This window comes from Hydrogenophaga defluvii (genome assembly GCF_042665235.1).
Taxonomy (GTDB): domain Bacteria; phylum Pseudomonadota; class Gammaproteobacteria; order Burkholderiales; family Burkholderiaceae_C; genus Hydrogenophaga; species Hydrogenophaga defluvii_A.
Map to the genome: position 1 here is coordinate 21,982 of NZ_JBHTBZ010000068.1, position 24,380 is coordinate 46,361.

28 protein-coding genes are annotated in these 24,380 nt (G+C 65.7%); 13 read left to right on the forward strand and 15 right to left on the reverse strand.

What is annotated here, in order from left to right; genetic code table 11:
* Positions 1-9: 9 nt before the first annotated feature.
* The 6 genes from ACFQU0_RS18435 to ACFQU0_RS18460 form a co-directional block, all read right to left on the reverse strand.
* The gene (locus ACFQU0_RS18435; protein ID WP_382203189.1) at positions 10-2,907 is read right to left on the reverse strand and encodes a ribonucleoside-diphosphate reductase subunit alpha; all 2,898 of its coding nucleotides are present in this window, start codon (positions 2,905-2,907) and stop codon (positions 10-12) included.
* 362 nt (positions 2,908-3,269) lie between these two features.
* Positions 3,270-3,833 carry a 1,6-anhydro-N-acetylmuramyl-L-alanine amidase AmpD gene (gene ampD, locus ACFQU0_RS18440; protein WP_382203190.1) on the reverse strand — a complete coding sequence of 188 codons (564 nt, stop codon included), beginning with the start codon at positions 3,831-3,833 and terminating at the stop codon, positions 3,270-3,272.
* A complete protein-coding gene (locus ACFQU0_RS18445; RefSeq protein WP_382203191.1) occupies positions 3,823-5,292 on the reverse strand; it encodes a sigma-54-dependent transcriptional regulator in 1,470 nt (489 codons plus the stop codon). Before ACFQU0_RS18445 ends, ampD begins: the two co-directional genes overlap by 11 nt.
* A gap of 2 nt (positions 5,293-5,294) precedes the next feature.
* Positions 5,295-7,010 (reverse strand): sensor histidine kinase, encoded by a 1,716-nt coding sequence (locus ACFQU0_RS18450; RefSeq protein WP_382203192.1) that lies wholly within the window; start codon positions 7,008-7,010, stop codon positions 5,295-5,297.
* 9 nt (positions 7,011-7,019) lie between these two features.
* Positions 7,020-7,265, reverse strand: a complete 246-nt coding sequence (locus ACFQU0_RS18455) for a PP0621 family protein (protein WP_382203193.1) — start codon at positions 7,263-7,265, stop codon at positions 7,020-7,022.
* Positions 7,262-8,053: a cytochrome C assembly family protein gene (locus ACFQU0_RS18460; protein ID WP_382203194.1), complete on the reverse strand. Its 792-nt coding sequence runs from the start codon at positions 8,051-8,053 to the stop codon at positions 7,262-7,264. Before ACFQU0_RS18460 ends, ACFQU0_RS18455 begins: the two co-directional genes overlap by 4 nt.
* Positions 8,054-8,131: 78 nt before the next feature.
* On the opposite strand from ACFQU0_RS18460, the gene ffh reads away from it, so the two are divergent.
* From ffh to ACFQU0_RS18485, 5 genes are all read left to right on the forward strand, one after another.
* Entirely contained in the window at positions 8,132-9,511 is a 1,380-nt protein-coding gene (gene ffh / locus ACFQU0_RS18465) for a signal recognition particle protein (RefSeq protein WP_382203195.1), read from the forward strand.
* A 7-nt stretch (positions 9,512-9,518) separates the two neighbouring features.
* Positions 9,519-10,139, forward strand: coding sequence for a hypothetical protein (locus ACFQU0_RS18470; protein WP_382203553.1), 621 nt, complete (start codon positions 9,519-9,521; stop codon positions 10,137-10,139).
* A 62-nt stretch (positions 10,140-10,201) separates the two neighbouring features.
* Entirely contained in the window at positions 10,202-11,125 is a 924-nt protein-coding gene (gene lpxC / locus ACFQU0_RS18475; RefSeq protein WP_382203196.1) for a UDP-3-O-acyl-N-acetylglucosamine deacetylase, read from the forward strand.
* Positions 11,126-11,151: 26 nt separating this feature from the next.
* On the forward strand, positions 11,152-11,328 hold the full coding sequence (locus tag ACFQU0_RS18480) for a hypothetical protein (RefSeq protein ID WP_382203197.1): 177 nt from the start codon (positions 11,152-11,154) through the stop codon (positions 11,326-11,328).
* An 85-nt stretch (positions 11,329-11,413) separates the two neighbouring features.
* Positions 11,414-12,292 carry a DMT family transporter gene (locus ACFQU0_RS18485; RefSeq protein WP_382203198.1) on the forward strand — a complete coding sequence of 293 codons (879 nt, stop codon included), beginning with the start codon at positions 11,414-11,416 and terminating at the stop codon, positions 12,290-12,292.
* 6 nt (positions 12,293-12,298) lie between these two features.
* On the opposite strand, the gene ACFQU0_RS18490 is transcribed toward ACFQU0_RS18485, so the two are convergent.
* The 4 genes from ACFQU0_RS18490 to ACFQU0_RS18505 all read right to left on the reverse strand — a co-directional run bounded on the left by ACFQU0_RS18490 (position 12,299) and on the right by ACFQU0_RS18505 (position 14,301).
* Positions 12,299-12,703, reverse strand: coding sequence for a type II toxin-antitoxin system VapC family toxin (locus ACFQU0_RS18490; RefSeq protein WP_382203199.1), 405 nt, complete (start codon positions 12,701-12,703; stop codon positions 12,299-12,301).
* A complete protein-coding gene (locus tag ACFQU0_RS18495; RefSeq protein WP_382203200.1) occupies positions 12,700-12,936 on the reverse strand; it encodes a ribbon-helix-helix domain-containing protein in 237 nt (78 codons plus the stop codon). The genes ACFQU0_RS18490 and ACFQU0_RS18495 overlap by 4 nt, the downstream gene beginning before the upstream one ends.
* A 67-nt stretch (positions 12,937-13,003) precedes the next feature.
* Positions 13,004-13,639, reverse strand: a complete 636-nt coding sequence (locus tag ACFQU0_RS18500; protein WP_382203201.1) for an FMN-binding negative transcriptional regulator — start codon at positions 13,637-13,639, stop codon at positions 13,004-13,006.
* A gap of 11 nt (positions 13,640-13,650) precedes the next feature.
* Positions 13,651-14,301: a LysE/ArgO family amino acid transporter gene (locus tag ACFQU0_RS18505; protein WP_382203555.1), complete on the reverse strand. Its 651-nt coding sequence runs from the start codon at positions 14,299-14,301 to the stop codon at positions 13,651-13,653.
* 81 nt (positions 14,302-14,382) lie between these two features.
* Here ACFQU0_RS18505 and ACFQU0_RS18510 point away from each other — a divergent pair, with 81 nt between their 5' ends.
* The 5 genes from ACFQU0_RS18510 (at position 14,383) to ACFQU0_RS18530 (ending at position 17,926) form a co-directional block, all read left to right on the forward strand.
* Positions 14,383-15,282, forward strand: coding sequence for a LysR family transcriptional regulator ArgP (locus tag ACFQU0_RS18510; protein WP_382203202.1), 900 nt, complete (start codon positions 14,383-14,385; stop codon positions 15,280-15,282).
* A gap of 80 nt (positions 15,283-15,362) precedes the next feature.
* On the forward strand, positions 15,363-16,421 hold the full coding sequence (locus ACFQU0_RS18515) for an aldo/keto reductase (protein WP_382203203.1): 1,059 nt from the start codon (positions 15,363-15,365) through the stop codon (positions 16,419-16,421).
* A gap of 10 nt (positions 16,422-16,431) precedes the next feature.
* Positions 16,432-16,923: an aminoacyl-tRNA deacylase gene (locus ACFQU0_RS18520; protein ID WP_382203204.1), complete on the forward strand. Its 492-nt coding sequence runs from the start codon at positions 16,432-16,434 to the stop codon at positions 16,921-16,923.
* Positions 16,924-16,940: 17 nt separating this feature from the next.
* Positions 16,941-17,570, forward strand: coding sequence for a glycerol-3-phosphate 1-O-acyltransferase PlsY (gene plsY, locus ACFQU0_RS18525; RefSeq protein ID WP_382203205.1), 630 nt, complete (start codon positions 16,941-16,943; stop codon positions 17,568-17,570).
* Positions 17,567-17,926 carry a RidA family protein gene (locus tag ACFQU0_RS18530; protein WP_382203206.1) on the forward strand — a complete coding sequence of 120 codons (360 nt, stop codon included), beginning with the start codon at positions 17,567-17,569 and terminating at the stop codon, positions 17,924-17,926. Before plsY ends, ACFQU0_RS18530 begins: the two co-directional genes overlap by 4 nt.
* 146 nt (positions 17,927-18,072) lie before the next feature.
* Here ACFQU0_RS18530 and ACFQU0_RS18535 read toward each other — a convergent pair whose 3' ends face one another.
* The 3 genes from ACFQU0_RS18535 to ACFQU0_RS18545 are packed head-to-tail and all read right to left on the reverse strand — an operon-like array spanning position 18,073 to position 20,185.
* Positions 18,073-19,032 (reverse strand): HD-GYP domain-containing protein, encoded by a 960-nt coding sequence (locus tag ACFQU0_RS18535; protein WP_382203207.1) that lies wholly within the window; start codon positions 19,030-19,032, stop codon positions 18,073-18,075.
* Between the two features lie 11 nt (positions 19,033-19,043).
* Positions 19,044-19,691, reverse strand: coding sequence for a retropepsin-like aspartic protease family protein (locus ACFQU0_RS18540; RefSeq protein ID WP_382203208.1), 648 nt, complete (start codon positions 19,689-19,691; stop codon positions 19,044-19,046).
* An 8-nt stretch (positions 19,692-19,699) separates the two neighbouring features.
* The gene (locus ACFQU0_RS18545) at positions 19,700-20,185 is read right to left on the reverse strand and encodes a YajQ family cyclic di-GMP-binding protein (protein WP_382203209.1); all 486 of its coding nucleotides are present in this window, start codon (positions 20,183-20,185) and stop codon (positions 19,700-19,702) included.
* A gap of 38 nt (positions 20,186-20,223) precedes the next feature.
* Here ACFQU0_RS18545 and murB point away from each other — a divergent pair, with 38 nt between their 5' ends.
* A complete protein-coding gene (murB, locus tag ACFQU0_RS18550; protein WP_382203210.1) occupies positions 20,224-21,276 on the forward strand; it encodes a UDP-N-acetylmuramate dehydrogenase in 1,053 nt (350 codons plus the stop codon).
* Between the two features lie 18 nt (positions 21,277-21,294).
* Here murB and ACFQU0_RS18555 read toward each other — a convergent pair whose 3' ends face one another.
* Positions 21,295-22,005, reverse strand: a complete 711-nt coding sequence (locus tag ACFQU0_RS18555) for a response regulator transcription factor (RefSeq protein ID WP_382203211.1) — start codon at positions 22,003-22,005, stop codon at positions 21,295-21,297.
* 227 nt (positions 22,006-22,232) lie between these two features.
* Between ACFQU0_RS18555 and ACFQU0_RS18560 the strand changes: the two genes are divergently transcribed.
* Positions 22,233-22,535, forward strand: a complete 303-nt coding sequence (locus ACFQU0_RS18560; protein WP_382203212.1) for a type II toxin-antitoxin system HigB family toxin — start codon at positions 22,233-22,235, stop codon at positions 22,533-22,535.
* Between the two features lie 18 nt (positions 22,536-22,553).
* Positions 22,554-22,925 (forward strand): helix-turn-helix domain-containing protein, encoded by a 372-nt coding sequence (locus ACFQU0_RS18565; RefSeq protein ID WP_382203213.1) that lies wholly within the window; start codon positions 22,554-22,556, stop codon positions 22,923-22,925.
* 108 nt (positions 22,926-23,033) lie between these two features.
* Here ACFQU0_RS18565 and argG read toward each other — a convergent pair whose 3' ends face one another.
* Positions 23,034-24,374 (reverse strand): argininosuccinate synthase, encoded by a 1,341-nt coding sequence (gene argG / locus ACFQU0_RS18570; protein WP_382203214.1) that lies wholly within the window; start codon positions 24,372-24,374, stop codon positions 23,034-23,036.
* Positions 24,375-24,380: the final 6 nt, after the last annotated feature.

Below are 24,380 nucleotides of genomic sequence, written 5' to 3' on the forward strand. Positions count from 1 at the left end.
TGAGTCATGTCACTGGCAGGCTTCGCAGCCCGCGTCGTCGATGGCCGAGAAGGTCACGTCGGTGGCTGCCACCACAGCCACAGGGGCTGCCACGTTGGATGCCGCCATCGCACCGTGTCCGCCACCGGAACCCCCCATGGGCACCGCATTGAGCTGCCCCGTGCGACCGGTGGATTTCTCCACGTGGGTGGCGCTGCGGGTGCGCAGGTAGTAGGTGGTTTTGAGGCCACGCAGCCAGGCCAGCTTGTAGGTGTCGTCGAGCTTCTTGCCCGAGGCACCGGCCATGTAGATGTTGAGCGATTGCGCCTGGTCGATCCACTTCTGGCGGCGTGCGGCGGCTTCCACCAGCCAGTGTGTGTCGACTTCAAAAGCGGTGGCATACAAAGCTTTGATGTCTTGTGGCACACGGTCGATGGGCAGCAGCGAGCCGTCGAAGTGTTTGAGGTCCATCACCATCACGTCGTCCCACAGGCCCAGGCGCTTCAAGTCCTTGACCAGGTAGCCGTTGATGACGGTGAACTCGCCCGACAGGTTGGACTTGACCGACAGGTTGCCGAAGGACGGCTCGATGGACGCGTCCACACCAATGATGTTGGAGATGGTGGCGGTGGGCGCAATGGCCACGCAGTTGGAGTTGCGCATACCGTCCTGTGCGATTTTGGCGCGCAGCGCATCCCAGTCCAACGTGGCAGAGCGGTCGGTTTCGACGTAACCACCGCGCTGTTCGGCCAGCAGGTTCAGCGAGTCCAGCGGCAGGATGCCACGGTCCCACAGCGAGCCCTTGTAGCTGCTGTACTTGCCCCGCTCCTTGGCCAGTTCGGTCGACGCCCAGTAAGCGTGGTAGCACACGGCTTCCATGGAGCGGTCGGCAAATTCCACTGCTGCCTCCGATGCGTAAGGCACACGCAGCTGGTACAGCGCGTCCTGGAATCCCATGATGCCCAGGCCCACAGGACGGTGGCGCAGGTTGGAGTCGCGCGCCTTCTTGACCGCGTAGTAGTTGATGTCGATCACGTTGTCCAGCATGCGCATCGCGGTGGCGATGGTGCGCTTGAGCTTGTCCTGATCGATCTGGCCGTCCTTCAGGTGTTGGGCCAGGTTGACCGAGCCCAGGTTGCAGACGGCGGTTTCCGTGTCGCTGGTGTTGAGCGTGATTTCGGTGCACAGGTTGGACGAGTGCACCACGCCCACGTGCTGCTGCGGGCTGCGCACGTTGCAGGCGTCCTTGAAGGTGATCCAGGGGTGACCGGTCTCGAACAGCATCGAGAGCATCTTGCGCCACAGGTCAGACGCGGGCACCTGGCGGTAGGGCTTGATCTCGCCGCGCGCGGCCTTTTCTTCGTAGGCCACATAGGCCTTTTCAAAGGCGGTGCCGAACAGGTCGTGCAGATCGGGCACGTCGTTGGGCGAGAACAGGCTCCACATGCCTTTTTCCATCACGCGTTTCATGAACAGGTCGGGAATCCAGTTCGCCGTGTTCATGTCGTGGGTGCGGCGGCGGTCGTCGCCGGTGTTCTTGCGCAGCTCCAGGAACTCTTCGATGTCCAGGTGCCAGGTTTCCAGGTAGGTGCACACGGCACCCTTGCGTTTGCCACCCTGGTTCACAGCCACGGCGGTGTCGTTGACCACCTTGAGGAAGGGCACCACGCCCTGCGATTCGCCGTTGGTGCCCTTGATGTGGGAGCCCAGGGCGCGCACACGGGTCCAGTCGTTGCCCAGGCCACCGGCAAACTTGCTCAGCAGCGCGTTTTCCTTGATGGACTCGTAGATGCCGTCGAGGTCGTCGGGCACCGTGGTCAGGTAGCAGCTGGAGAGTTGCGAGCGCAGCGTGCCGCTGTTGAACAGCGTGGGGGTGGACGACATGAAGTCGAACGAGGACAGCACCTCGTAGAACTCGATGGCGCGCGCTTCGCGGTCGATTTCGTTGAGCGCCAAGCCCATGGCCACGCGCATGAAGAAAGCCTGCGGCAGCTCGATGCGGGTCTTGCGCACGTGCAGGAAGTAGCGGTCGTACAGGGTTTGCAGGCCCAGGTAGTCAAAGCCCTGGTCGCGCTCGGCCTTGAGGGCGGCGCCCAGGCGCTTGAGGTCGAACTGCAGCAGCTTTTCGTCGAGCAGTTCGTTTTCCACGCCCTTCTTGATGAAACCGGGGAAGTAGTCGGCGTAGCGCGCGGCCATGTCGGCAGACAACACCTCTTCGCCCAACACCTCCTTGACGATGGTGTGCAGCAGCAGGCGCGCGGTGGCGTAGGTGTAGTCGGGGTCTTTTTCGATCAGGGTGCGGGCCGCCAGGATGGAGGCCTTGTGCACCTCTTCCAGCGGCACGCCGTCATACAGGTTGCGCAGGGTTTCGGTGACGATGGGCTCGGGCTTCACGTCAGCGCCCAGGTTGGCGCAGGCACCGGCGATGAGGGTTTGCAGGTGGCCCATGTCCAGCGGCACGCGCTGGCCGCCATCGGTGACGTGCAGTTGTGGTGCGGCAGCGGCAGCGGGCACGCCTTGCTGGGCGCGTTCTTGCGCGCGGCGCTCGCGGTACAGCACATAGGCACGCGCCACTTCGTGGTGGCCGCTGCGCATCAGGCCCAGTTCCACCTGGTCTTGCACGTCTTCGATGTGGAAGGTGCCACCGCTGGGGCGCGAACGCATGAGCGCGCGCACCACGGCCTGCGTGAGCTGGTCCACGTCTTCACGCACGCTGGCCGAAGCGGCGCCCTGGGTGCCATGCACCGCCAGGAAAGCCTTCATCAGCGCCACCGCGATCTTGTTGGGCGCAAACGGCACCACCGCGCCATTGCGGCGGATGATCTGGTAATGCGACAGCGCGTCTGCGCTTTGAGCGCGGCTTGCCTGGGTCGCCGCAGGCTGGGCGGCCAGGGACGCGTGGGTGGGGCTGGATTCGGTGATCTGCATGGGCTTCCTCTTGGGATGTTGTTGGGCCTGGCGCTGTCGATGGGGGTGTCTCAGCGGCGGATGTTCGGCGTGGTCGAGAATCTCGGAAGGCACTATAGCTAGTGTGTCAACTTCCGACAAGCCACTACAGGTAGTGTATCGACCCAGTTTTCAATAGGCAAAAAAAGACGCGCTTCAGCGAGAAAAAATGGCAGTTTCTGCTCGGGCCTGTGGGCGCCAATGGCCAAGCCTGTGTGCGTGTTGGAAACGGCTTGCCACGGGCCTTGGAGCGCCATTTGCTGCTGTACCCCGCACCGGGCTTGGGCTTTGGGGGGCCTTCGGTGCGTGGAGGCTGCGCGGGCCTTTCCAGATCGGGGCTGCCGCTATTGGGGAAAACACCGGGCCGGCCACGCCAGCCGGTTTTGCAGCTGGGCCCAGTCAAAGCCGGCGCCTGGGTCGGCCTTGCGGCCGGGGGCCACGTGTTCGTGGCCGGCCACCGCGCGCACGGGGTAACGCCGGGCCAGGCGCTGGCACAGGTCGACCAGTGCGCCGTATTGCGCGGGCTCAAACAGGCCACCTTCCAGCCCTTCGAGCTCGACGCCGATGGAGAAATCGTTGCAGTTGTCGCGTCCCGCCCAGTGCGAGCGGCCGGCGTGCCACGCGCGCTGGTCGCAGGCCACAAACTGGACCACCTCGCCCGTGCGACGAATCAGGAAGTGTGTCGACACCTCCATGCCCCTGATGGTCTGGAAATAGGGGTGGTCGTCCCAATCGAGCCGGTTGCAGAACAGGGCTTCGATTTCGCCGCCACCAAAACAGCCCGGTGGCAGGCTGATCGAGTGCACCACGATCAGCGAGATGTCGGTCGGGTCGGGTCGGGGGCCGAAGTTGGGCGACGGCACGTGGCGCACTCCCGGCAGCCAGTGGGGCGCCACCTCACTCGTCATGGTCCACGGCGTCTTTGGGCATGGGAATTTGCAGGCGCTGGATGCGGTAGCGGATTTGCCGCAGGTTCAGGCCCAGGCGGGTGGCGGCCAACGTGCGGTTGTAGTTGGCCTCACGCAGCGCACGCACCAGCACCTCGCGTTCCTGCTGGTCCAGAAAAGCCTGCAGGTCCGACGGTGCGGCGGCGGGCGGCGCTGCGGCCTCGGGCAGGGCCTCGTCGCTGGCCGTTGGTGGGGCGTCAGGCGTCGGTGTCTCGGCCCATTCGCCGGCCCCGTCGCTGAGGTCGTTCAGGGTGATGATCTGTCCGTCGCACAGGGCCAGCGCGCGGTGCAGCAGGTTCTCCAGCTCGCGCACGTTGCCGGGCAGTGGGTGGTGGTTCAGCCAGTCCTGCGCCAGAGGGTCCAACAGGGGCAGGTGCTGGCCCGACTCGGTGCAGATGCGGCGCAGCAGCGCCTGCACCAGCTGGGGCAGGTCTTCGCGTCGTTCGCGCAGGGCAGGCATGCGCACCTCGATCACGTTGAGCCGGTAGAACAGGTCTTGGCGGAAGTGACCGGCCTTGACCTCGGCGGCCAGGTCTTTGTGCGTGGCACTGACCAGGCGCACGTCGATGTTGTCTTCCTGCACGGCGCCCAGTGCGCGCACCTGGCGCTCCTGCACCACGCGCAGCAGCTTGGCCTGCATGGCCAGCGGCAGGTCGCCGATTTCGTCCAGAAACAGCGTGCCGCCGTGGGCCGCCTGGAAGTAACCTTCGCGGTCTTGTGATGCGCCGGTGAAGGCACCTTTGCGCACACCAAAAAATTCGGCCTCGATCAGCGACTCGGGAATGGCGCCGCAGTTGACCGCCACAAATGGGCCGCTGGCGCGGTGGCTGCAACCGTGCAGGGCGCGTGCCACCAGTTCTTTGCCCGTGCCCGACTCGCCCTGCACCAGCACCGGTGCCATGCTGCGCGCCACCCGCTCGATGCGCTGGCGCACCGCCACCATGGGTGCCGACACGCCCACGATGCGGGCCAGCGGCGGTGCGCCGCTTGCGTCCGGTGACGGCACGGCGCTGGCCCCCCGTGTGGCCAGGGGACCGCTGCCCGGCATGCTCTGCAGGGCCGAGGCCACCACGCTGCGGAACTGCTTCAGGTCCACCGGTTTGGTCAGGTAGTCGAAGGCGCCGCATTTCAGGGCTTCCACCGCGTTTTCGGCCGAACCGTGGGCGGTGATGACGATGGCGCGCTCGTTGCGCTGGGCCCGGCTGATTTCGCGCAGCAACTCGATGCCCTGGCCGTCCGGCAGGCGCATGTCGGTGATGATGGCGTGAAAGCGCCGGCCTTCGAGGGCGGCGCGTGCCTCGCGCAGGTCCTGAGCGGCTTCCACCCGGTAGCCCTCGCGCAGCAGCGTGAGCTCGTAGAGGGTGCGCAGATCGGGCTCGTCGTCGACGACCAGAATCTCGAAGGGCGGGGTGGTGGACATGGTCAGGCTTGGGGCGCGAGGCGGTTCAGGCGCGGCAGATCGACGGCAAATTCATTGCCATCGCGTTGCTCCAGCAGGCTGCGCTGGTAGCTGATGTGCGCACCATAACGCTCGCACAGTTCACGGCAAATGTACAAGCCCAACCCGCTGCTGCGGCTCTCGGAGGAAAAGAAGGGCTCAAACAGGTGGCGGCGCACGCCCGCATCCAGCGGTTGGCCGTCGCTCCACACGCTCAGGCGCACCCGGTGCAAGCCCACAGGCACGGTGCTCACCAGAATGCAGGCGGGCGTGCCGCTGGCGTAGCGCAAGGCGTTGTCCAGCAGGTTGACCAGCAGGCGCCGCAGGTGCTCGGGGTCGAAGCCCACATGCACCTGCGGGCAGTGGGCGCGCACCTCCACCAGTGGCTGGCAGCCGTTTTGTTGTGCCCAGTCGTGGGTGATGGTGTGGGTGTGCAGATCCAGCGGCAGGGCCGGGCCCTGGCCCGTCGATGCCATGCCGGGCTCCAGCCGCGCCACGTTGAGCACATCGTCCACGATGCGGGCCAGCCGTTGCGCGTTCTGTCCGATCATGGCCGTGAGCCGGCGTTGGGTGGGCGCCTGCAGCTCTTCGTCGAGCAGGGCGTTGGCTTGCGAGATGGCGGCCAGCGGGTTGCGGATTTCGTGCGCCACGGCCGCCGACATGCGGCCCATGGCCGCCAGTTTTTCGGTGCGCACACGCGCCTCCATTTCGCGCAGGTCTTCCAGAAAGACCACGCACAGGTGCTCGGAGGCCTCGCCATGTTGCCCAGTCAGGTGGGTGCGCGCGAGCAGCTTGCGGTTGACACCCTGGCCGAGGTCAAGCCGCACCTCCTCCTCCATGGCGGTGCCGGTGGCAAAGGTGCGCTGCACCAGTTGCAGCACGGCCTGCCAGGCTTGTGGACTGCCCAGATCGACGGCGTTCGACGCGTCCACCGGGACGCCTTCGGTGTGCAACATGGCTTCGGCGGCCGGGTTGGCATGCCGTGCGCGGCCTTGCTGGTCGATCACCAGCACCCCCTCGGACAAGCCCTCGATCACCAGTTCGTTCACCCGTGCTTGCGTGCGCGCGGCACGCTGGCTGCTCTGGGCCAGCGCCTCCTCGCGCGCCAGGCGCAGTGCCAGCTGGTTGGCCAGCAGCGCGACCAGAAAAAAGCCGGTGCCGGTCAGCCCGGTCTGCAACAGCCGGGTGGTCGATTCGGCGCCACTGGACAGCAGGTTCCAGCCCGTGTCGAACAGCAGGAACAGCGTGACAGCTGCTGCGGTGGCCAGGCTCAACAACAGCGTGCCCAGCACCGATGCCAGCAGCAAAGGCAGCACAAACAGCGGCGTGTAGTTGAAGTTGCCTTGCTGGAAAAACTGCAGGCAGCCGAAGGCCGTGATGTCGATGACCAACGTCCAGATCCAGCGCAGGTCGACCCGGCGCCCACCATCGCTGCGTGGCGACCACCGCAACGAGGCCAGGGTGGACACGAGGTAGGCGGCCGTCAGCCCCACCAGCCAGGGCGTACTGCTGCCAGCCATGGTGTTGACCCAGGCCTGCAGCCCCAGCAACACCACCGCCACCAGCACCCGGGCCTGCATGAAAGCGGTCCACAGGCGGTTGAAGGACTGAGCGTGGGTGTCGCCGGGTGCCTGTGCACCGTGGTCGGACGGCTGGAACCAGCTGGGCACGAAGGTCGATGCCGCATCGGTTCGGTTCATGTCAGGGCCTCATGCCTCGTGTTGACGCAGGTGGTCCTGACTGCAGTAGGTGCCTCGCGCGCCCGCCACAGCGTCCAGGGCCGGGAGGTGCAGGCCACAGTGCGCACAAGACACCATCTCGGCCGGGGGCTGTGCTGCTGGCGGCGGCATGGGTGCCTGAGGCGCGGGCGGCTCGTCGCGGGCTTCTTCGGCGCGGTTGCGCCGCCACAGCCAGACGCCGGCCAGCACCACCAGGATGACCAGCACGAACTTCATGCGCGTTGCAGCAACACTTCGAGCACGAAGCGCGACCCCACGTAACCCAGCAGCAGCAGACCGGCGCCCGCGTACAACACGCGCACGGCGGTGCGGCCACGCCAGCCCAGGCGCCAACGGCCCCACAGCAGCACGGCGGTGGTCAGCCAGGCCAGCAGCGAAAACACGGTCTTGTGGTTCCACACCCAGCCGCCGGTGAGCTCGTGGGCAAACCAGCCGCCGACCAGCAACGTGGCGCTCAGCAGCACAAAACCCGCGCCCACAAAACGGAAGGTGAGGCCTTCCAGGGCCAGCAGGGGCAGGCCAGGCGAGGCGTCGCGGCCGGTGCGCATGGCCTGTTCGGCCCGGCGCATCAGCCAGGCGTGGAACACGGCCAGCGCAAACATGGCATAGGAGGCCACGCCCAGTGCCCAGTGCACCGGCAGCCACTGGGTGGGCAGGTTGTGCTGGTCGCTGCCGGGAAACACCCAGGCCAGCAGCACCGCCAACGCGCCCAGGCCGGCCAGCGCCAGGGTGGATTGCAGGCGGGGGTAGACCCAGGTTTCCACGGCATAGACCGCCAACACCAGCCACGCGGTGACCGACAAGGCCGGTGCAAAGCCGAATTTGGGCGGATCGGCGCTGAAGCCGGCGATCAGGGCCGCCGCGTGCAGCAGCCAGGTGGCGCTCATCAGGGTCCGCTGTGCAGGGGCCTGCCAGCGCAGGCGTCCCAGGGCCAACGCGGCATAGCCCAGCGCGGCCGCCAGGGCCAGCGCGGTGTTCCACCAGGGGCTCGCGGCTAAAATCATCTGCACAGTTTAACGGTCCCGTCCCACCCGACGCGGCGCCGCTGCCGCCTGCAGGCGGCTTTCCAACCGGTTTTCATCATGGCCTCAGCCCTCTCCGAAAAACTCTCACGCATCGTCAAGGAAATGCGCGGCCAGGCCCGCATCACCGAAGCCAACGTGGCCGACATGATGCGCGAGGTGCGCCTGGCCCTGCTGGAGGCCGACGTGGCCCTGCCGGTGGTGCGCGATTTTGTGGCCCGCGTGAAAGAGAAGGCGCTGGGCCAGGAGGTGGTGGGCTCGCTCACGCCGGGTCAGGTGCTGGTGAGTGTGGTCAACCGCGAGCTGGCCGCCACCATGGGCCAGGGCGTGGCCGACATCAACCTCGCCGCCCAGCCGCCGGCGGTCATCCTGATGGCAGGCCTGCAAGGCGCCGGCAAAACCACCACCACCGCCAAGCTGGCCAAACACCTGATCGAAAAGCGCAAGAAAAAGGTGCTGACCGTTTCGGGCGACGTCTACCGCCCGGCGGCCATCGAGCAGCTCAAGACCGTGACCAAACAGGCGGGCGCCGAGTGGTTCCCGAGCACGCCTGACCAAAAACCGGTGGACATCGCCCACGCTGCGCTGGATTACGCGCGCAAACACCACTTCGACGTGCTGCTGGTGGACACCGCCGGCCGCCTGGCCATTGATGAGGCGCTGATGCTTGAAATCAAGCAGTTGCACGCCACGCTCAACCCGGTGGAGACGCTGTTTGTGGTGGATGCCATGCAGGGTCAGGATGCGATCAACACCGCCAAGGCCTTCAAGGAAGCTCTGCCGCTGACCGGCATCATCCTCACCAAGATGGACGGTGATTCGCGGGGTGGCGCGGCGCTGTCGGTGCGTGCCATCACCGGCGCGCCCATCAAGTTTGCCGGTGTGTCCGAGAAGATCGACGGGCTGGAGGTGTTCGATGCCGAGCGCCACGCTGGGCGCATCCTGGGCATGGGCGACATCGTGGCGCTGGTCGAGCAGGTCACCGCCGGTGTGGACATGGCGCAGGCCCAGCGCCTGGCCGCCAAGGTCAAGAGCGGCGAGGGATTTGACCTTGACGACTTCCTTGACCAGATCCGCCAGATGAAAAAGATGGGCGGCCTCTCCAGCTTCATGGACAAGCTGCCCAGCGCCATGGCTGCCAAGGCCAGCGAGGCCGACCTGAGCCGCGCCGAGAAAGACATCAAGCGCAAGGAAGGCATCATTTGCAGCATGACGCCGCTGGAGCGCCGCAAGCCCGACGTCATCAAGGCCACGCGCAAGCGCCGCATCGCCGCCGGGGCGGGCGTCCACGTGCAAGAGGTCAACCGCCTGCTCAAGGAGTTCGAGCAGATGCAGGGCATGATGAAGAAGATGAAGGGCGGCGGCCTCATGAAGATGATGAAGCGCATGGGTGGCCTGCCGGGCATGGGCAAGGGCATGCCCAAGTTGCCGGGCATGTGACGTGCTCATCTGGCTGGAGGCCACATTGGCCCTGCTGGCCTTGGCCGTGGCGTTGAGTCTGCGGCCCTGGCGCATGCTTCAGGGCGGGGCGCTCACGCCGTGGATGGCCACCATCGTGTTTTTGCCGCTGCTGTGGCTGTTGCCACAACGCATGCCACCCGGCTTGGCTGTCCAGTTCTCGGGCGCCTGTTTGCTGGTGCTGATGGTGGGCTGGCCATTGGCGGTGCTGGCTTTGTGTGTGGTGGCGTTGTTGGTGTGGGCCTTGGGTTCACTGAGCGCGGTGGCCGTGCTCTCGCAACTGGTGTGGGTGGGGTTGGTGCCCGCCACGCTCGCGCTGCTGTTGGGTGCGGCCCTGCGGCGCTGGTTACCGCCCAATCCCTTCGTGTACGTGCTGGGCCGAGGTTTTCTGGGCACGGCAGCCTGTGTGTTTGTGGCCGGTGCGGTGCAAGAACTGCTGTACCGCCTGGTGGGCCAGGTGGGTTTGGAGCAGGCCTTGGTGGCGCACTGGCTCATGGCCTGGGGCGACGCGTTTTTGACCGGTATGGGTGCGGCCATCTTCGTGGCTTTCGCCCCGCAGTGGTTGGCCACCTGGTCGGACACGCGCTACTTGCGCCCACCCGAGCCGTGACACTATGGCGGCCATAGCCTGATCAACCAGCAGCCAAACGCTCAAAAAAGTAAAATTGCGACGTGCTGCAACAACGAACCCTCAAATCCCTCACCCGCGCCGTGGGCGTCGGCCTGCACAGTGGCCAGCGTGTGGAGCTGACGCTGCGCCCGGCGCAGCCCGACACCGGCATCGTGTTCCGCCGTGTGGACCTGCCCGAACCCGTGGACATACCGGTGTCGGCCACCTCGGTCACCGATACCCGCCTGGCGTCCACCATCTCGCGCGATGGCGCCCGGGTGCACACCATCGAGCACCTCATGAGCGCCTGTGCCGGGCTGGGCATCGACAACCTCTACGTCGACATCACGGCCGAGGAAGTGCCCATCCTCGACGGCTCGGCCGCCTCCTTTGTGTACCTGCTGCAGAGCGCCGGCATCGCGCTGCAAAACGCGCCCAAGCGTTTCATCCGCGTGCTCAAACCGGTGGAAGTGCGCGAAGGCGAGGGCAAAAACGTCAAGTGGGCCCGGCTGGAGCCGTACCACGGCTACAAGCTCAGCTTCGAGATCGAGTTTGACCACCCGGCCGTCAACGCCACCGGGCAACGGGTCGAGTTCGACATGGGCAGCGGCCAGTATGCGCGCGAAATCGCCCGCGCCCGCACCTTCGGCTTCACGCGCGACGTGGAAATGATGCGCGCCAACGGCCTCGCCCTGGGCGGTGGCCTGGACAACGCCATCGTGATGGACGACGTCAAGGTGCTCAACGCCGATGGCCTGCGCTACAGCGACGAATTCGTCAAACACAAAATCCTCGACGCCATTGGCGACCTGTATGTGGTGGGCAAGCCGCTGCTGGCGGCCTACAGCGCCTTCCGTTCGGGGCATGGGCTCAACAACCAGTTGTTGCGGGCCTTGCTGGCCCAGCCAGACGCCTTTGAGGTCGTCGATTTCGAACACCGTTCCCAGGCCCCGCGCGGTTTTGCCGAACCCGCGCCGGCATGGTGAAGCGCCTGGTCTGAGGCCGCACAACCATGCTGCTGTTCCGCTGGGCCATGATGTTCCTGCTGCTGGTGGCGGGCGTGTCGTTCGCGTTTTACATCGGCACCGGCCAGGCCAAATACCGCCTTTTTGGTCTGCGTGTGCTCAAGTGGACGGTGATCGCGGCGCTGGGCTTCTTTGGCGTGCTCTTTCTTGAGCGTCTGGCCTGATGGTGACCCCCACGTTCCTCCGCTGCGCGGGTCACTGCCCCCCGAGGGGGCTGTTGCGCCTTGGGGCGGCCCGGCGGCGCAACTGATGCCGACGTCAGGAAACTTGCGCAGCATCCTCGCGATGCTGGGTGCGGTGGCTTTTTTCTCGGTCATGGACACCGTGCTCAAGCTGCTGTCGGCCCATTACCCGGCTTTGCAGGTGGCCGCGTTGCGTGGCCTCACCGCGATGCCGCTGGTGGTGCTCTACGTGGCCTGGCGGCGCGAAGGCCAAACCTTGCTCAAGATCCGCTGGCCCTTGCACTTGTTGCGCGGTGTCATCGGGGTGCTCATGCTCAGCCTGTTCACCTTCGCGCTGCGCGAGCTGCCACTGGCCGAGGCCTACACCATCTTCTTTGTCGCGCCGCTGCTGATCACGGTCCTGTCCATCCCGGTGCTCAAGGAGCGCGTGCGCCCCGCCCACTGGGGCGCCATTGCGGTCGGTCTGGTGGGGGTGGTCATCGCCTTGCAGCCGCAGGGCGAGGGCTTTTTCACCTGGGGCGCGTTGGCGGTGCTGGCTGCCGCGCTGTGTTACTCCGTCTCGGCCATCACCGGGCGCCTGCTCAGCCGCACCGATTCGGCCGTGAGCCTGGTGTTCTGGTCCATGGCCATGATCGCGGTGGGCGCCGGCGTGCTGGCCTGGCCAAATTGGGTGCCGGTGCGGGCCGAGCACGGCTGGTTGTTGCTCGCTTTGGCTGGCACGGGTTTCATCGCCCAGCTGTGCATCACCGAAGCCTTCCGCCATGGCCAGGCCTCGGCGGTGGCGCCATTTGAATACACCGCCCTGGCCTGGGGTGCCGGCATCGACTGGCTGCTCTGGCACACCCTGCCACAAGCCCACACATTGACCGGCGCTGCCATCATCATCGCCAGCGGCCTGTACCTCATCCACCTGGAGCGGGGGCGGAACACGGCCTTGCCGCCTTGAGTTGTCTCAAGCCTGGCGCCAGTTCTCGATCCGTAGGCCGCCCACCCGCAAGAACTCCGACACGTTGGATGTGACAACCACCAGCCCACGCGCCAGCCCGCAGCCCGCGATCTGGCAGTCGTAAGGGCCTATGGGGCGGCCTGTCTGTCGCAGCGCCGCGCGCAGGCTTGCCGCCGCTTTGGCGTCGGCTTCTTCAAATGGCAGTGTGGTGATGGACGAGAGAAAGGCGTTGAGGACCGGTGCCAGTTTGTGGGCGCGCTGTGGGTTCAGCAGCAGACCGTAGTCGATTTCCATGCGCGTGACCACCGACACCGCAATCTCGTCTGGCGGCGTGCTTTTCATCGTTGTGAGCACCGCCGCGTCACCCCGCACAAAATCGCTCACGGTGCAGGTGTCGAGCAGGTACTTCATGCCAGTGGGTCGTCCAGTGCGGGCGCCAGGTCGGTTCGTCCCGCTTCGAACGGAGGCATGTCCGGGCTGCCGGTGTGTGACAGCACGGCCGCTGGCCATTGTGGCTGGTGGCGGCGTGCGAGCCACTCCTGCACCGCACGGCGGATCACAGCGTTGCGGTTCTCACCCGCCTGTTGGGCGGCCTCGGTCAAGCGCTGCCCGGTTTGATCGTCGAGATAGATGTTGAAGTGCATGCTGGCCTCTTTATCACACGTCGATATGTTATATCGCGGTGGGAGGTGATGTCCAGCCAGGGATGGATCAGTCCATGGCCTGCTGCACCAAGCCCGCCAGCAACCGTGCCTCCTCGCGCTGTTCGCCCAGCAAGCCGGTCACCGTGCCCACGCGGTCGGCCGGGGCTTCGTCCTGGCTGAGCTTGTGTTTGCCTTCCAGTCGGTCGATCGGGATTTCGATGCCCACGATGGCGCGCAGCAGGCGGTCGATGTAGGCGGTGGGCGCATCGGCTACCCGCCAGGGGCTGGGGCGGGCCACTTCCTGGGCCTGTGTGAGGCGTTCCAGCATGGCCAGCAGCCAGTCGCGGTCGTCGATGGCGCGCGCCACGCCGTGGGAGTGGGCCACCACGTAGTCCCAGGTGGGCACCACCTCGCCGTGGGCCGTTTTGCCCGGGTACCACGCCGGTGTGATGTAGGCCTGTGGCCCTTGGAACATGACCACCGACGGCGCCGTGGGGCGCAGACCGCGCCAGACGCCGTTGGCCCGCGACACGTGGCCGATCAGGGTGCCGTGGGGGCCTCTGCTGCGGTCCAACACAAAAGGAATGTGGTTGGCGATCAAGCCCTCGGTGCCTGTGCACACCCAGGCGCCCAGCGGGTGCTGGTCAATCAGGGTCAGCAGGGTGGCTGGGTTCTTGGCCTGGTGATAGCTGGGCAGGTACATGGTTGTGGGTTTCAGAGCAGGCCGTTCAGGGCATGGCGCACCAGCAGGGCCGTGAGCACCCACATGGTCAGGCCGATCAGGGCATCGAGCACCTGCCAGGCGCGTGGGCGCGCAAACCATGGGGCCAGCCAGCGGGCGCCAAAACCCAGCAGGGCAAACCAGCTCAGGCTGGCGACGCTGGCGCCGGCCACAAACCAGCCCCGCAGCGGCGCCGGCTGTTGCGCGCCAATGCTGCCCACCAGCAGCACGGTGTCCAAGTAGACGTGGGGGTTGAGTAAGGTGAAGGCCGCCGCCTGGGCCAGCACCGCGCCCCGGCCCAACCGGGCGCCGTCGCGATTGGCCTGCAGTTGGTGGGCGTGCCGAGCGCGTTGCAAGGCCTGCCAGCCGTACCAGGCCAGGAAGGCCGCGCCCGCCAGCGCCAGTGCCCGTGCCACGCCGGGGCGCTCGCCCAGCGCCTGGGCCATGCCCAGCACACCGGCGCTGACCAACAGGGCATCGGCCACGGCACAAAAGGCCACCACGCTGCCCACGTGTTCGCGGCGCAGGCCTTGGCGCAGCACAAACGCATTCTGGGCGCCGATGGCGACGATCAGGCCCAGGCTCAGCACCAGGCCCTGGACAAAAGCGGGGGCCACCTGGGCCCACACGAGGGGGTTGGACATCTCGTTCATGGCGCCAGCTTGCCTGTGTTATCAAATGAAGACAAACTGTCTTTGCTGTTGTTGATGAAGAAAAACTGAATCATGTTGGACTATGCCTCTTTGGCGGCGCTGGCCGCTGTGGTGCGTGAAGGCAGCTTTGAGCGCGCTGCCCGCGCCTTGCACGTGACGCCCTCGGCCATCTCACAGCGCGTGCGCCTGCTCGAAGAGCGGGTGGGCTGCGCGCTGGTGGTGCGCGGCCAGCCCTGCCAGGCCACCGACACTGGCCGGCGCTTGTGCCAACACGTGGACCGCGTGCGCCTGCTGGAACACGAGCTGCAGGCCGGGCTGCCCACGCTGGACCCGGCGGGCGAGGCGCGGGTGCGGCTGCCTGTGGCCGTGAATGCCGACAGCCTGGCGACCTGGTTTGCCCCCGCCGTGGCCGCCTTCGCCGCCAGCGCGCCGGTGTTGCTGGACGTGGCGGTGGACGACGAAGGCCACACCGCCGAGTGGTTGCGGGGTGGCGCCGTGCTGGCGGCCGTCACGGCCAGCGCGCGCGCCGTGGCGGGTTGCAACCACCGCCCGCTGGGGGCCATGCGCTACCTGGCCGCCGCCAGCCCGGCCTTTGTGCACCAACATTTCGCCGACGGGGTGGACGCGGCCAGCCTGGCACGCGCGCCCAGCTTGGTGTTCAGCCCCAAGGACGAACTGCAGACGCGTTGGGTGCGCCGCCTGTGTGGGCAGCACGTGGAATTGCCGCGCCACACGCTGCCCTCGTCGCAGGCCTTTGTGGTGGCCGCTGCCGCTGGCATGGGCTGGGGCCTGCACCCCGAATCGCTGATCGCCGAGCACCTGCGGCAGGGCACGTTGGTGGCGCTGGTGCCCAACCTGCCATTGGACGTGCCCCTGTACTGGCAGCACGCCCGCGCCACGTCGGCCTTGCTCGATGGGCTGACGCATGCGGTGCTGGCGGCGGCGCGGGCCGGGCTGGTGCCGCCCGCCTGAACGCTGTGGCCTCGCGGGCGGTGCAGGCCTGTGCGCTGACATAAACTCAGCCGCTGTTTGTCCTTCCCGGAACCCCTGTCATGAATCTCGTTTCACTGGGTCAAAGCGACCTGCGCGTCACGCCCATCTGCCTGGGCACCATGACCTTTGGCCAGCAGGTGGCCGAAGCCGAATCGCATCACATCTTGAGCCGCTCACTGGAGCGCGGCGTCAATTTCATCGACACCGCCGAGATGTACGCCGTCCCGGCCACGGCCGAGACCTGCGGTGCCACCGAAACCTTCATTGGCAACTGGTTGGCCAAGAACCCTGGGGCACGCCAGAAGCTGGTGCTGGCCACCAAGGTGGCCGGGCCGTCGCGCGGCATGCCCTGGATACGCGCCGGGCAGGGCATGACGGGGCAGGACATCCTGGCCTCGTGCGAGGCCAGCCTGCGCCGACTGCAAACCGATGTGATCGACCTCTACCAGATCCATTGGCCTGAGCGCAATGTGCCGGCCTTTGGCGCGCTGTATTTCGACCCCAAGAAGGACCGCGCGGGCACGTCCATCCATGAGCAACTGCAGGCGCTGGGCGAGTTGGTCAAGGCCGGCAAGGTGCGCTACATCGGGCTGTCCAACGAAACGCCTTACGGCGTGCACGAGTTCGTGCGCCTGGCCGAGCAACATGGCCTGCCGCGCGTGGCCACGGTGCAAAACCCGTATTGCCTGATCAACCGCAGCCTGGACAACGGCCTGGACGAAACCATGCACCACCTGGGGGTGTCCTTGTTGGCCTATTCGCCGCTGGGCTTTGGCTTGCTGACCGGCAAATACGACAGCACCGGCATCCACGGCGTGGCGCAGCCGCAGGGCCGCATGGCCATTTACGAGTCGATGCAGAAACAGCGCTGGGGCCGGCCCGAAGCCTTGGCGGCCGCCAAGCGTTACAACCAGCTTGCGCGCGACAACGGCCTCACGCCCGCGCAACTGGCGCTGGCCTTCTGCTACACCAACTGGCGCGTGGCCAGCACCATCATCGGCGTGACCTCGGTGGCGCAGCTCGATGAGTGCCTGGACGCGTGGGGCACCGAGTTGTCGCCAGAGTTGCTCAAGCAGATCGACGCCATCCGCTGGGAGTACCGCGACCCTGCACAGTGAGTCTGTTGCGATGGCGAAGAAGGCTCACGTCAGCGAAACACCGGCCACCGCGCTTTTAAAGGCACGGGCCATCGAGTTCACCGAACACCCCTACGAGTACCTGGAGCACGGCGGTGCCCAGCACAGCGCCCAAGTGTTGGGGCTGGACCCGTTTGCGGTTGTCAAGACCTTGATCATGCAGGACGAGAAGGCCCTGCCCCTGGTGGTGTTGATGCATGGCAACCGCACGGTGTCCACCAAAAACCTGGCGCGCCAGATCGGGCGCAAATCGGTGGAGCCCTGCAAGCCCGAGGTGGCCAACCGACACAGTGGCTATCTGGTGGGCGGCACTTCGCCTTTTGGTACCCGCAAAACCATGCCTGTGTTCATGGAAGAATCCATCCTTTTGCTGCCGCGCATTTGGCTCAACGGCGGCAAACGTGGCTATCTGGTGGGCATCGCGCCGCAGGTCTGTGTGGACTTGCTGGGGGCCCAACCCGTGAGTTGCGCGCTTGAAGAATAAGGACCCACAAGGACCCCATGGAAACGCTTTACCCCGCACTGGCCACTCTGGCCGCCTACCTGATCGGCTCCTTGTCGTTCGCCGTCATTGTCAGCCGCCTCATGGGCTTGAGCGATCCACGCAGCTACGGCAGCAAAAACCCGGGCGCCACCAACGTGCTGCGATCGGGCAACAAGGCGGCGGCCGTCATCACGCTGCTGCTCGATGCCCTCAAGGGCTGGGTGCCGGTGGTGCTGGTGCAGCAGTTCGGCGCCGCTTACGGGCTGGGCGATGCCACGCTGGCGCTGGTGGGTTTGGCCGCGTTTCTGGGCCACCTGTACCCGGTGTTCTTCCGCTTTCAGGGCGGCAAGGGCGTGGCCACGGCGGCCGGTGTGCTGCTGGCCTTTGAGCCCTGGCTGGGTGTGGCCACCTTGCTCAATTGGGTGCTGATCGCCGGCTTTTTCCGCTACTCCTCGCTGGCGTCCATTGCCGCTGCGGTGTTTGCGCCGGTGTACTACCTGATGGGCAACGGTGTGGCCTGGTACATGGCCAAACCGGTCCTGCTGGCCATTGCCGCCATGAGCTTGCTGCTGCTGTGGCGGCACCGCGAAAACATCAACCGCCTGCTGGCGGGCAAAGAATCCAAACTCGGAGCAAAGAAACAATGAGCGAGAACAACCTGCAGCGTTTCCACGTGGGCCCGCGCCTGAGCGAAGCGGCCGTGTTCAACGGTGTGGTCTACCTGGCCGGCATGGTGCCCGAGCGCGGGGACACCGATATCCGCGGCCAGACCCAGGACGTGTTGGCCCAGATCGACCAGCGCCTGGCCGAATGTGGGAGCGACAAAACCCGGCTGCTGCGGGTGCAGATCTACCTCAGCGACATCCGCGAGATTGGCGCGATGAACGAGGTGTGGGACGCCTGGGTGGCCGCGGGCCACACACCGCCACGCGCCACCGTGCAGGCCGCACTGGGCAACTCGGACTGGAAAATCGAGGTCATCGCCACCGCAGCGCAGTCTTGACGAGGCATTTGTCCAACGCGTTTTCCGCGAGCGACGCCGTTACCTGACCGGGAAACACCGCCGGGCCGGCTTCGCCGGACGGCTGGTGTTGCCCCCTTGAGGGGGGATGCGGCCACACGAAGTGGGCAAGCGACGGGGGTGTGCGATTACACCAGCGCGGCCATCTGCAGCAGCCGCGCGTGGTTCAGGCGCACCCGCACCGTGCGGGTGACAAGGGCGGCCTCCACCTGGTGGGGTTCGGCATCGGTGTGCACCAGCACCGGGTCGGGAATGGGGTGGGCGTCGGCGTCGAGCACAGGCGCCACGAGCGGCGCGCCGGGCACGTCGGTGCGGCGCAACACCACCGCCACCGACTGGTCTTGCAGTCGCACAAAGGTGCCGGGCGGGCAAATGCCCACGGTGCGCAGCAGGGCGTGGCCCACCGGGTCGGGCAGGTTGCCGTTGCGCGCCACCACGTTGCGGCCGGAGTCGGTGATGCAGCGGCCGCTGCGGGTTTCGCGCGGGCTGATGAGCGCGGTGTAGCGGTCGGTGGCCATCAGCACACGGGTCAGCAGGTTGATGGGGGAGGGGTCGTCCGATGGCAGCTCGGGCGCATCGTGGTGGCGGGCGACGATCTCCAGCCACACCGGATCGGACACACCCAGCGTTTCGAGCAGCGCCACGCCCGCGCTGGCGTGCGCGTCGATCTTCTCTTTCTGAGGCGGTGTGGGCTGGCCGGCCTGCAGCGCGAGCTCGTCCTGCACCTGCGTCATGGCGATGTTCATGGTCAGCGCCGCGCGGTTGAGGCTGCGGATCAGCCCGGGGTCGTCGATCTGGGTCGGCGCCACCAGATGGCACAAGCTGGCACACACCAGGGCGTGTGATCCGCTGTAGCCCACATTGCTGGAGGCCGCCAGTTGCAACATCAGGTAGAGCGAGCCGTCGGCATCGGTTTCCAGCAGGGCCACCATGTGCTGTTCGATGAACAGCAGGTCGTGCACAAAGTCGTCGGCCTCGTGCGGGGTGCGCAGCAGGCGCGACAGGCGGTTCTCCAGGTCGGTCCAGGCGCTGATGAGATCCTGTGTCAACCCGGCCGAGGGCCATTGTTCGGGAGGAAGGGCTGGCATGGGCTGGGGCCTCAGTAGCGTTTTTCGAGAATGAGCTGGGTGTTGTCGCGCCTGAGCTGGAAGCGCGACAGAAAACTGTTGCCGAGCAGCACATAGGGCATGGGCATGGGCATGACCACGGCGGGAACGTCGTACAGCGTGGCCTCGCCCACCTTCACGCTGTTGAGCCGCACCTGGTAACCCAGCACCGCGCCATTGGCGGTGTTCATCTGCACGGGTTTGCCGTCGCCAAGTTTGAGTCCAATGCGTTCGGCATCGGCACGCCCCAATGACACCACCGTCGCGCCGGTGTCCACCATGAACTGCACGTGCCCGCCGTTGATCTGGCCGGCGGTGACAAAATGCCCACCCGGGCCGGCCTCCAGCACCACACGGTTGCTTGCCAATGGCGCGGCCTGTTGGCCCATGCCAATGGGCGCCTGGCCCAGGCGCAGCGTTCGGCGTTCGCCGGACACATCCACCTCCGCGCTGTCGGCCCCCAGGCTCAGCAGCCGCACGCCGGCCACGGTTTGCCCGGGGCTCAAAAAGCGGGGCGCCTCACCGTTGATGACCAGCAAGGCCTTGCCGCTGGACAAACCGGCCAGTTGCACCGCCTGGGCCCAGGCATGGGGCGACGCCGCCAGCACCAGCCAGGTCAGGACAGCGCCCAGGCGTGGCATGGTGGCGCTCAGTCGCGGAAGTTGTCGAAGGACAGGGGCAGGTCCGCCAGGTCCTTCTTGATGATGGCCATGGCGGCCTGCAGGTCGTCGCGCTTGGCGCCGGTGACACGCACGGCGTCGCCCTGGATGGCGCCTTGCACCTTGAGCTTGCTGGCCTTGAGCGCGGCCTGGATTTTTTTGCCGTCTTCGGTGGCGATGCCGCTGCGCACCTTGACCACCTGCTTGACCTTGTCGCCACCGATTTTTTCGATCTTGCCGGCGTCGAGGAAACGCACGTCCACGTTGCGTTTGGTCAGCTTGTTCTTGAGGATGTCATCGACCTGGCCGATCTGGAAATCGCTGTCGCCGAACAAGGTGATTTCCTTGTCCTTGAGTTCCACGGCAGCGCTGCTGCCCTTGAAGTCGAAGCGGGTGCCGATCTCGCGCGAGGTCTGTTCGATGGCGTTTTTCACTTCCACCAGGTTGGGGTCGAGGACGGTGTCAAAAGAAGGCATGGCAGGGGCTTTTCAGAGGCGAATGAGACAATTCGTGGATGTTAGTCGAGAACAACGTGGCGCTCCAGCCATACAACAGCTTCGGTATCGCCGCGCGTGCGCAGCAGTTGGTGCGCGTGCGCCGCAGCGCAGATGTGCAAGTGCTGCTGGGCGCGTCCGAGTGGGCCGACACGCCGCGTTTTGTGCTGGGCGGTGGCAGCAACCTGGTGATCACCGGTGACATCAAGGCGCTGGTGCTCAAGGTGGAAATCGCCGGGCGCCGCCTGGTGGAAGAAACCCCCAAAGGTTGGTTGGTGGAGGCCGGGGCCGGCGAGAACTGGCACGATTTTGTGGCCTGGACCCTGGCCCAGGGCTGGCCTGGCCTGGAAAACCTGGCCCTCATCCCCGGCACCGTGGGCGCTTCACCGGTACAAAACATCGGCGCCTACGGGGTGGAGCTGCAGGACCGTTTCCATTCGCTGGACGCCGTTGAACTCGACACCGGTCACGCCTTCACGCTGGGCGCCGCCCAATGCGGTTTTGGCTACCGCGATTCGGTCTTCAAACACGAACGCGCGGGCGACAAAGGCTACGGACTGGCAGGCCGGGCCTTGATCACCCACGTGCGCTTCTGGCTGCCCAAACCCTGGAAGCCGGTGCTGGGCTACCTGGACCTGGAGCGCAAGATGGCGGAAACGGGCAACACCACACCGGACGCCACCACCCTTTTCGACTGGATCGTGGCGATACGCCGCGCCAAGCTGCCCGACCCGGCCGTCATTGGCAACGCGGGCAGCTTTTTCAAGAACCCCACCGTCACGCCCGAGCAGTGCGCCGACATCATCGCCCGCGACCCGAAGGTGGTGCACTACCCCATGGCCGATGGCAGCATCAAGCTGGCGGCCGGCTGGCTCATCGACGCCTGCGGCTGGAAAGGCAAAACCGTGGGCCACGCCGGTGTGTACGAAAAACAGGCCCTGGTGCTGGTCAACCGGGGCGACGAAGAACACCCTTGTACCGGTGGCGAGGTGATGACCCTGGCGCGTGCCATACAAACCAGCGTCTACGAGCGTTTTGGCATCCGGCTGGAGCCGGAGCCGGTGGTGATCTGAGGGCGTGCCCGCGCCAATTCAAGCTGCCAGGGCGTCGTTCAAGGCTTCCAGCCGGTAGCCCTGGCGGTACACCGAAACCAGCTTGAAGCCCCGTTCGGGCTGCAGGCCCAGCAACGAGCGCAGCTTGGAGATGTGGGTGTCCAGCGTGCGGCTGGGCAGGGCCTGGGCGTCGGTGTGTTCGGGCGACCACACCGATTCGAGCAGGTGCGCGCGCGACAGCAGCCGCCCCGAGTTGCGGAACAAGAACAGCGCCAGTTCAAACTCTTTTTTGGTCAGCGTCACCGGCTGGCCTTCCACCTCCACCGCGCACTGGTCGGCCAGAAAACGGTAGGGGCCCCAACTGAGGTCCTTGGGCACTTGCTCCGCATAACTGCGCCGCAGCAGCGCCGTGACCCGTGCGCTGAGTTCGCCTACCCGCACCGGCTTGACCATGAAATCGTCGGCGCCCGCACTCAGGCCTTCGATGATGGCCGCTTCGTCCTGGCGGCTGGTGAGAAACAGGATGGGCACCATTTCCTTGACGTGTTGGCGCACCCACTGCACCACCTCGGGCCCGGTGCTGTCGGGCAAAGCCCAGTCCACCATCAGCAGGTCAAAACTCTCCCGCAGGAGCATCTTCTGAAACTGTTTGGCGGTCAGAAACGTGTGGCACTCGTGACCCATGGTCTTGAGTGCAAACCGGGTCTGCTCCAACTGCCCTTCGTCGTCGTCCAGGCTGGCAATTCTCATTCTTCCTTCTCCCTTGCGGTGTCTGCCGCCTCCAGGCTTTGGAGCCCGGTTTGCGGTGGGAGAGGTGTAGCACAAAAGTCAAATTGTGTAAATTAAAGAGGGAGTCAATGACGCATTGGCGTGCTTCAACCATCTGTCGCAGCAACAGTTGCTGCAAGTTGGCGCTGTTCATGGTGGGGGGCAGTCACCGGTTGCGATGGTCCCAAAATGGGACTAAACTGCAGCCGATGCGCGTGATTGCCGTATCCACCCTTCGAGCCTTCTGGGAGCGACACCCTGATGCCGAGCAGCCACTGAAGGCTTGGTACGAGGAGGCGGCGTTCGCCACCTGGACCCAGCCCGCCGACATCAAGGTGCAGTACCGCAGCGCCAGCGTGCTGAAGAGCCGTCGCGTGGTCTTCAACATCAAAGGCAATGACTACCGATTGATCGTGGCCATTGCGTACAAGTTACAGATCGTCTACGTGAAGTTTGTCGGCACCCACAAGGAGTACGACGCCGTTGACGCAGAAACCATCGATTCGGCCTGAACGGCCGCAGAGGAAGACATGGACATCCGCCCTATCCACACCGAAGCAGACTACAAGGCCACGCTCAAGGAGATTTCGGCCTTGATGGCGTCCGACCCTGACCTGGGCACGCCGGAGGGGGATCGCCTGGACATCCTGGCCACGCTGGTGCAAGCCTACGAGGCCAAGCACGTACGCATCGCCGCGCCAGACCCGGTGGAAGCCATCAAATTTCGGATGGATCAGAGCGGTCTGTCCGTCAAAGATCTGGAGCCGATGATTGGCAAAAGCAACCGCGTCTACGAAGTCCTGAGCCGCAAGCGTCCGCTGACGCTGGCCATGATCCGCAGACTGCACAAGAGCCTGGGCATCCCGGCCGATGTGCTGATTGCGGAGACGGCGGCAGGGTGATCAACAAAGGGCCGAACCAGCACAAATTGCTCCAGTACGTCCGGCACCGCCGACCCAATAAAAAACGGACGCCCGAGGCGTCCGTTTTTTATTGAAAGGCGCCAAGCCTCACTTCTTTTTGTCGCCCTCCAGGCGCAGCATGCTGGCGCCTTCGCCCAGCGACAGCAGGCCGGTGTGGGCGTAGATGCCCAGCTTGGCGCGCGTGTCGGTGATGTCGAGGTTGCGCATGGTGAGTTGGCCGATGCGGTCCAGCGGGGTGAAGGGCGCGTCTTCCACCTTTTCCATGCTGAGGCGCTCGGGCGCGTAGGTCAGGTTGGGGCTGTCGGTGTTGAGGATGCTGTAGTCGTTGCCACGGCGCAGCTCCAGCGTCACCTCGCCGGTCACGGCACGCGCCACCCAGCGCTGGGCGGTTTCGCGCAGCATGATGGCTTGCGGATCGAACCAGCGGCCCTGGTACAGCAGACGGCCCAGGCGCAGGCCGTTGATGCGGTACTGCTCAATCGTGTCTTCGTTGTGGATGCCGGTGACCAAACGCTCGTAGGCGATGTGCAGCAGGGCCATGCCGGGGGCTTCGTAGATGCCGCGGCTCTTGGCTTCGATGATGCGGTTCTCGATCTGGTCGCTCATGCCCAGGCCGTGGCGCCCGCCAATCTCGTTGGCCTTGAGGAACAGGGCCACCGGGTCGGTGAAGGTTTCACCGTTGAGGGCGACCGGCTGGCCCTCCTCGAAGCGCACCGTCACTTCTTCGGCCTTCACTTCGACTTCAGGCTTCCAGAAGGCCACGCCCATGATGGGGTTGACGATGCGGATGCCGCTGCTCAGCAGCTCCAAGTCCTTGGCCTCGTGGGTGGCACCCAGCATGTTGCTGTCGGTGCTGTAGGCCTTCTCGGCGCTCATCTTGTAGCCAAAACCGTTGGCCGTCATGAAGGCGCTCATCTCGGCGCGGCCGCCCAGCTCGTCGATGAACTGCTGGTCCAGCCAGGGCTTGTAGATCTTCAGGCTGGGGTTGGTCAGCAGGCCGTAGCGGTAGAAACGCTCGATGTCGTTGCCCTTGAAGGTGCTGCCGTCGCCCCAGATGTTGACGTCGTCTTCCTTCATGGCCGCCACCAGCATGGTGCCGGTCACGGCGCGGCCCAGCGGGGTGGTGTTGAAGTAGGTGATGCCACCGGTGCTGATGTGGAAGGCGCCGCACTGGATGGCGGCTATGCCTTCGTGCGCGAGCTGGGTGCGGCAGTCCACCAGACGGGCCTGCTCGGCACCGTATTCCATGGCCTTGCGCGGGATCTCGTCGTAGTCCGACTCGTCGGGCTGGCCCAGGTTGGCGGTGTAGGCATAGGGCACGGCGCCCTTTTGTTTCATCCACAGCAGGGCGGCGGAGGTGTCCAGACCGCCGGAGAAAGCGATACCGACTTTTTGCCCTTTGGGCAGGTTTTGCAGGATGGTGGCCATGGTGGA

Coding starts and splice junctions, on each gene's coding strand:
- plsY (WP_382203205.1), top strand. CDS start 16,941: ATGGAAACGCTTTACCCCGCACTGGCCACTCTGGCCGCCTACCTGATC.
- ACFQU0_RS18455 (WP_382203193.1), bottom strand. CDS start 7,265: ATGAAGTTCGTGCTGGTCATCCTGGTGGTGCTGGCCGGCGTCTGGCTG.
- murB (WP_382203210.1), top strand. CDS start 20,224: ATGTTAGTCGAGAACAACGTGGCGCTCCAGCCATACAACAGCTTCGGT.
- ACFQU0_RS18460 (WP_382203194.1), bottom strand. CDS start 8,053: ATGATTTTAGCCGCGAGCCCCTGGTGGAACACCGCGCTGGCCCTGGCG.
- ACFQU0_RS18565 (WP_382203213.1), top strand. CDS start 22,554: ATGGACATCCGCCCTATCCACACCGAAGCAGACTACAAGGCCACGCTC.
- ACFQU0_RS18500 (WP_382203201.1), bottom strand. CDS start 13,639: ATGTACCTGCCCAGCTATCACCAGGCCAAGAACCCAGCCACCCTGCTG.
- argG (WP_382203214.1), bottom strand. CDS start 24,374: ATGGCCACCATCCTGCAAAACCTGCCCAAAGGGCAAAAAGTCGGTATC.
- ampD (WP_382203190.1), bottom strand. CDS start 3,833: ATGACGAGTGAGGTGGCGCCCCACTGGCTGCCGGGAGTGCGCCACGTG.
- ACFQU0_RS18495 (WP_382203200.1), bottom strand. CDS start 12,936: ATGCACTTCAACATCTATCTCGACGATCAAACCGGGCAGCGCTTGACC.
- ACFQU0_RS18515 (WP_382203203.1), top strand. CDS start 15,363: ATGAATCTCGTTTCACTGGGTCAAAGCGACCTGCGCGTCACGCCCATC.
- ACFQU0_RS18545 (WP_382203209.1), bottom strand. CDS start 20,185: ATGCCTTCTTTTGACACCGTCCTCGACCCCAACCTGGTGGAAGTGAAA.
- ACFQU0_RS18490 (WP_382203199.1), bottom strand. CDS start 12,703: ATGAAGTACCTGCTCGACACCTGCACCGTGAGCGATTTTGTGCGGGGT.
- ACFQU0_RS18485 (WP_382203198.1), top strand. CDS start 11,414: ATGCCGACGTCAGGAAACTTGCGCAGCATCCTCGCGATGCTGGGTGCG.
- ACFQU0_RS18560 (WP_382203212.1), top strand. CDS start 22,233: ATGCGCGTGATTGCCGTATCCACCCTTCGAGCCTTCTGGGAGCGACAC.
- ACFQU0_RS18445 (WP_382203191.1), bottom strand. CDS start 5,292: ATGTCCACCACCCCGCCCTTCGAGATTCTGGTCGTCGACGACGAGCCC.
- ACFQU0_RS18520 (WP_382203204.1), top strand. CDS start 16,432: ATGGCGAAGAAGGCTCACGTCAGCGAAACACCGGCCACCGCGCTTTTA.
- ffh (WP_382203195.1), top strand. CDS start 8,132: ATGGCCTCAGCCCTCTCCGAAAAACTCTCACGCATCGTCAAGGAAATG.
- ACFQU0_RS18555 (WP_382203211.1), bottom strand. CDS start 22,005: ATGAGAATTGCCAGCCTGGACGACGACGAAGGGCAGTTGGAGCAGACC.
- ACFQU0_RS18540 (WP_382203208.1), bottom strand. CDS start 19,691: ATGCCACGCCTGGGCGCTGTCCTGACCTGGCTGGTGCTGGCGGCGTCG.
- ACFQU0_RS18535 (WP_382203207.1), bottom strand. CDS start 19,032: ATGCCAGCCCTTCCTCCCGAACAATGGCCCTCGGCCGGGTTGACACAG.
- ACFQU0_RS18505 (WP_382203555.1), bottom strand. CDS start 14,301: ATGTCCAACCCCCTCGTGTGGGCCCAGGTGGCCCCCGCTTTTGTCCAG.
- ACFQU0_RS18530 (WP_382203206.1), top strand. CDS start 17,567: ATGAGCGAGAACAACCTGCAGCGTTTCCACGTGGGCCCGCGCCTGAGC.
- ACFQU0_RS18510 (WP_382203202.1), top strand. CDS start 14,383: ATGTTGGACTATGCCTCTTTGGCGGCGCTGGCCGCTGTGGTGCGTGAA.
- ACFQU0_RS18480 (WP_382203197.1), top strand. CDS start 11,152: ATGCTGCTGTTCCGCTGGGCCATGATGTTCCTGCTGCTGGTGGCGGGC.
- ACFQU0_RS18450 (WP_382203192.1), bottom strand. CDS start 7,010: ATGAACCGAACCGATGCGGCATCGACCTTCGTGCCCAGCTGGTTCCAG.
- ACFQU0_RS18435 (WP_382203189.1), bottom strand. CDS start 2,907: ATGCAGATCACCGAATCCAGCCCCACCCACGCGTCCCTGGCCGCCCAG.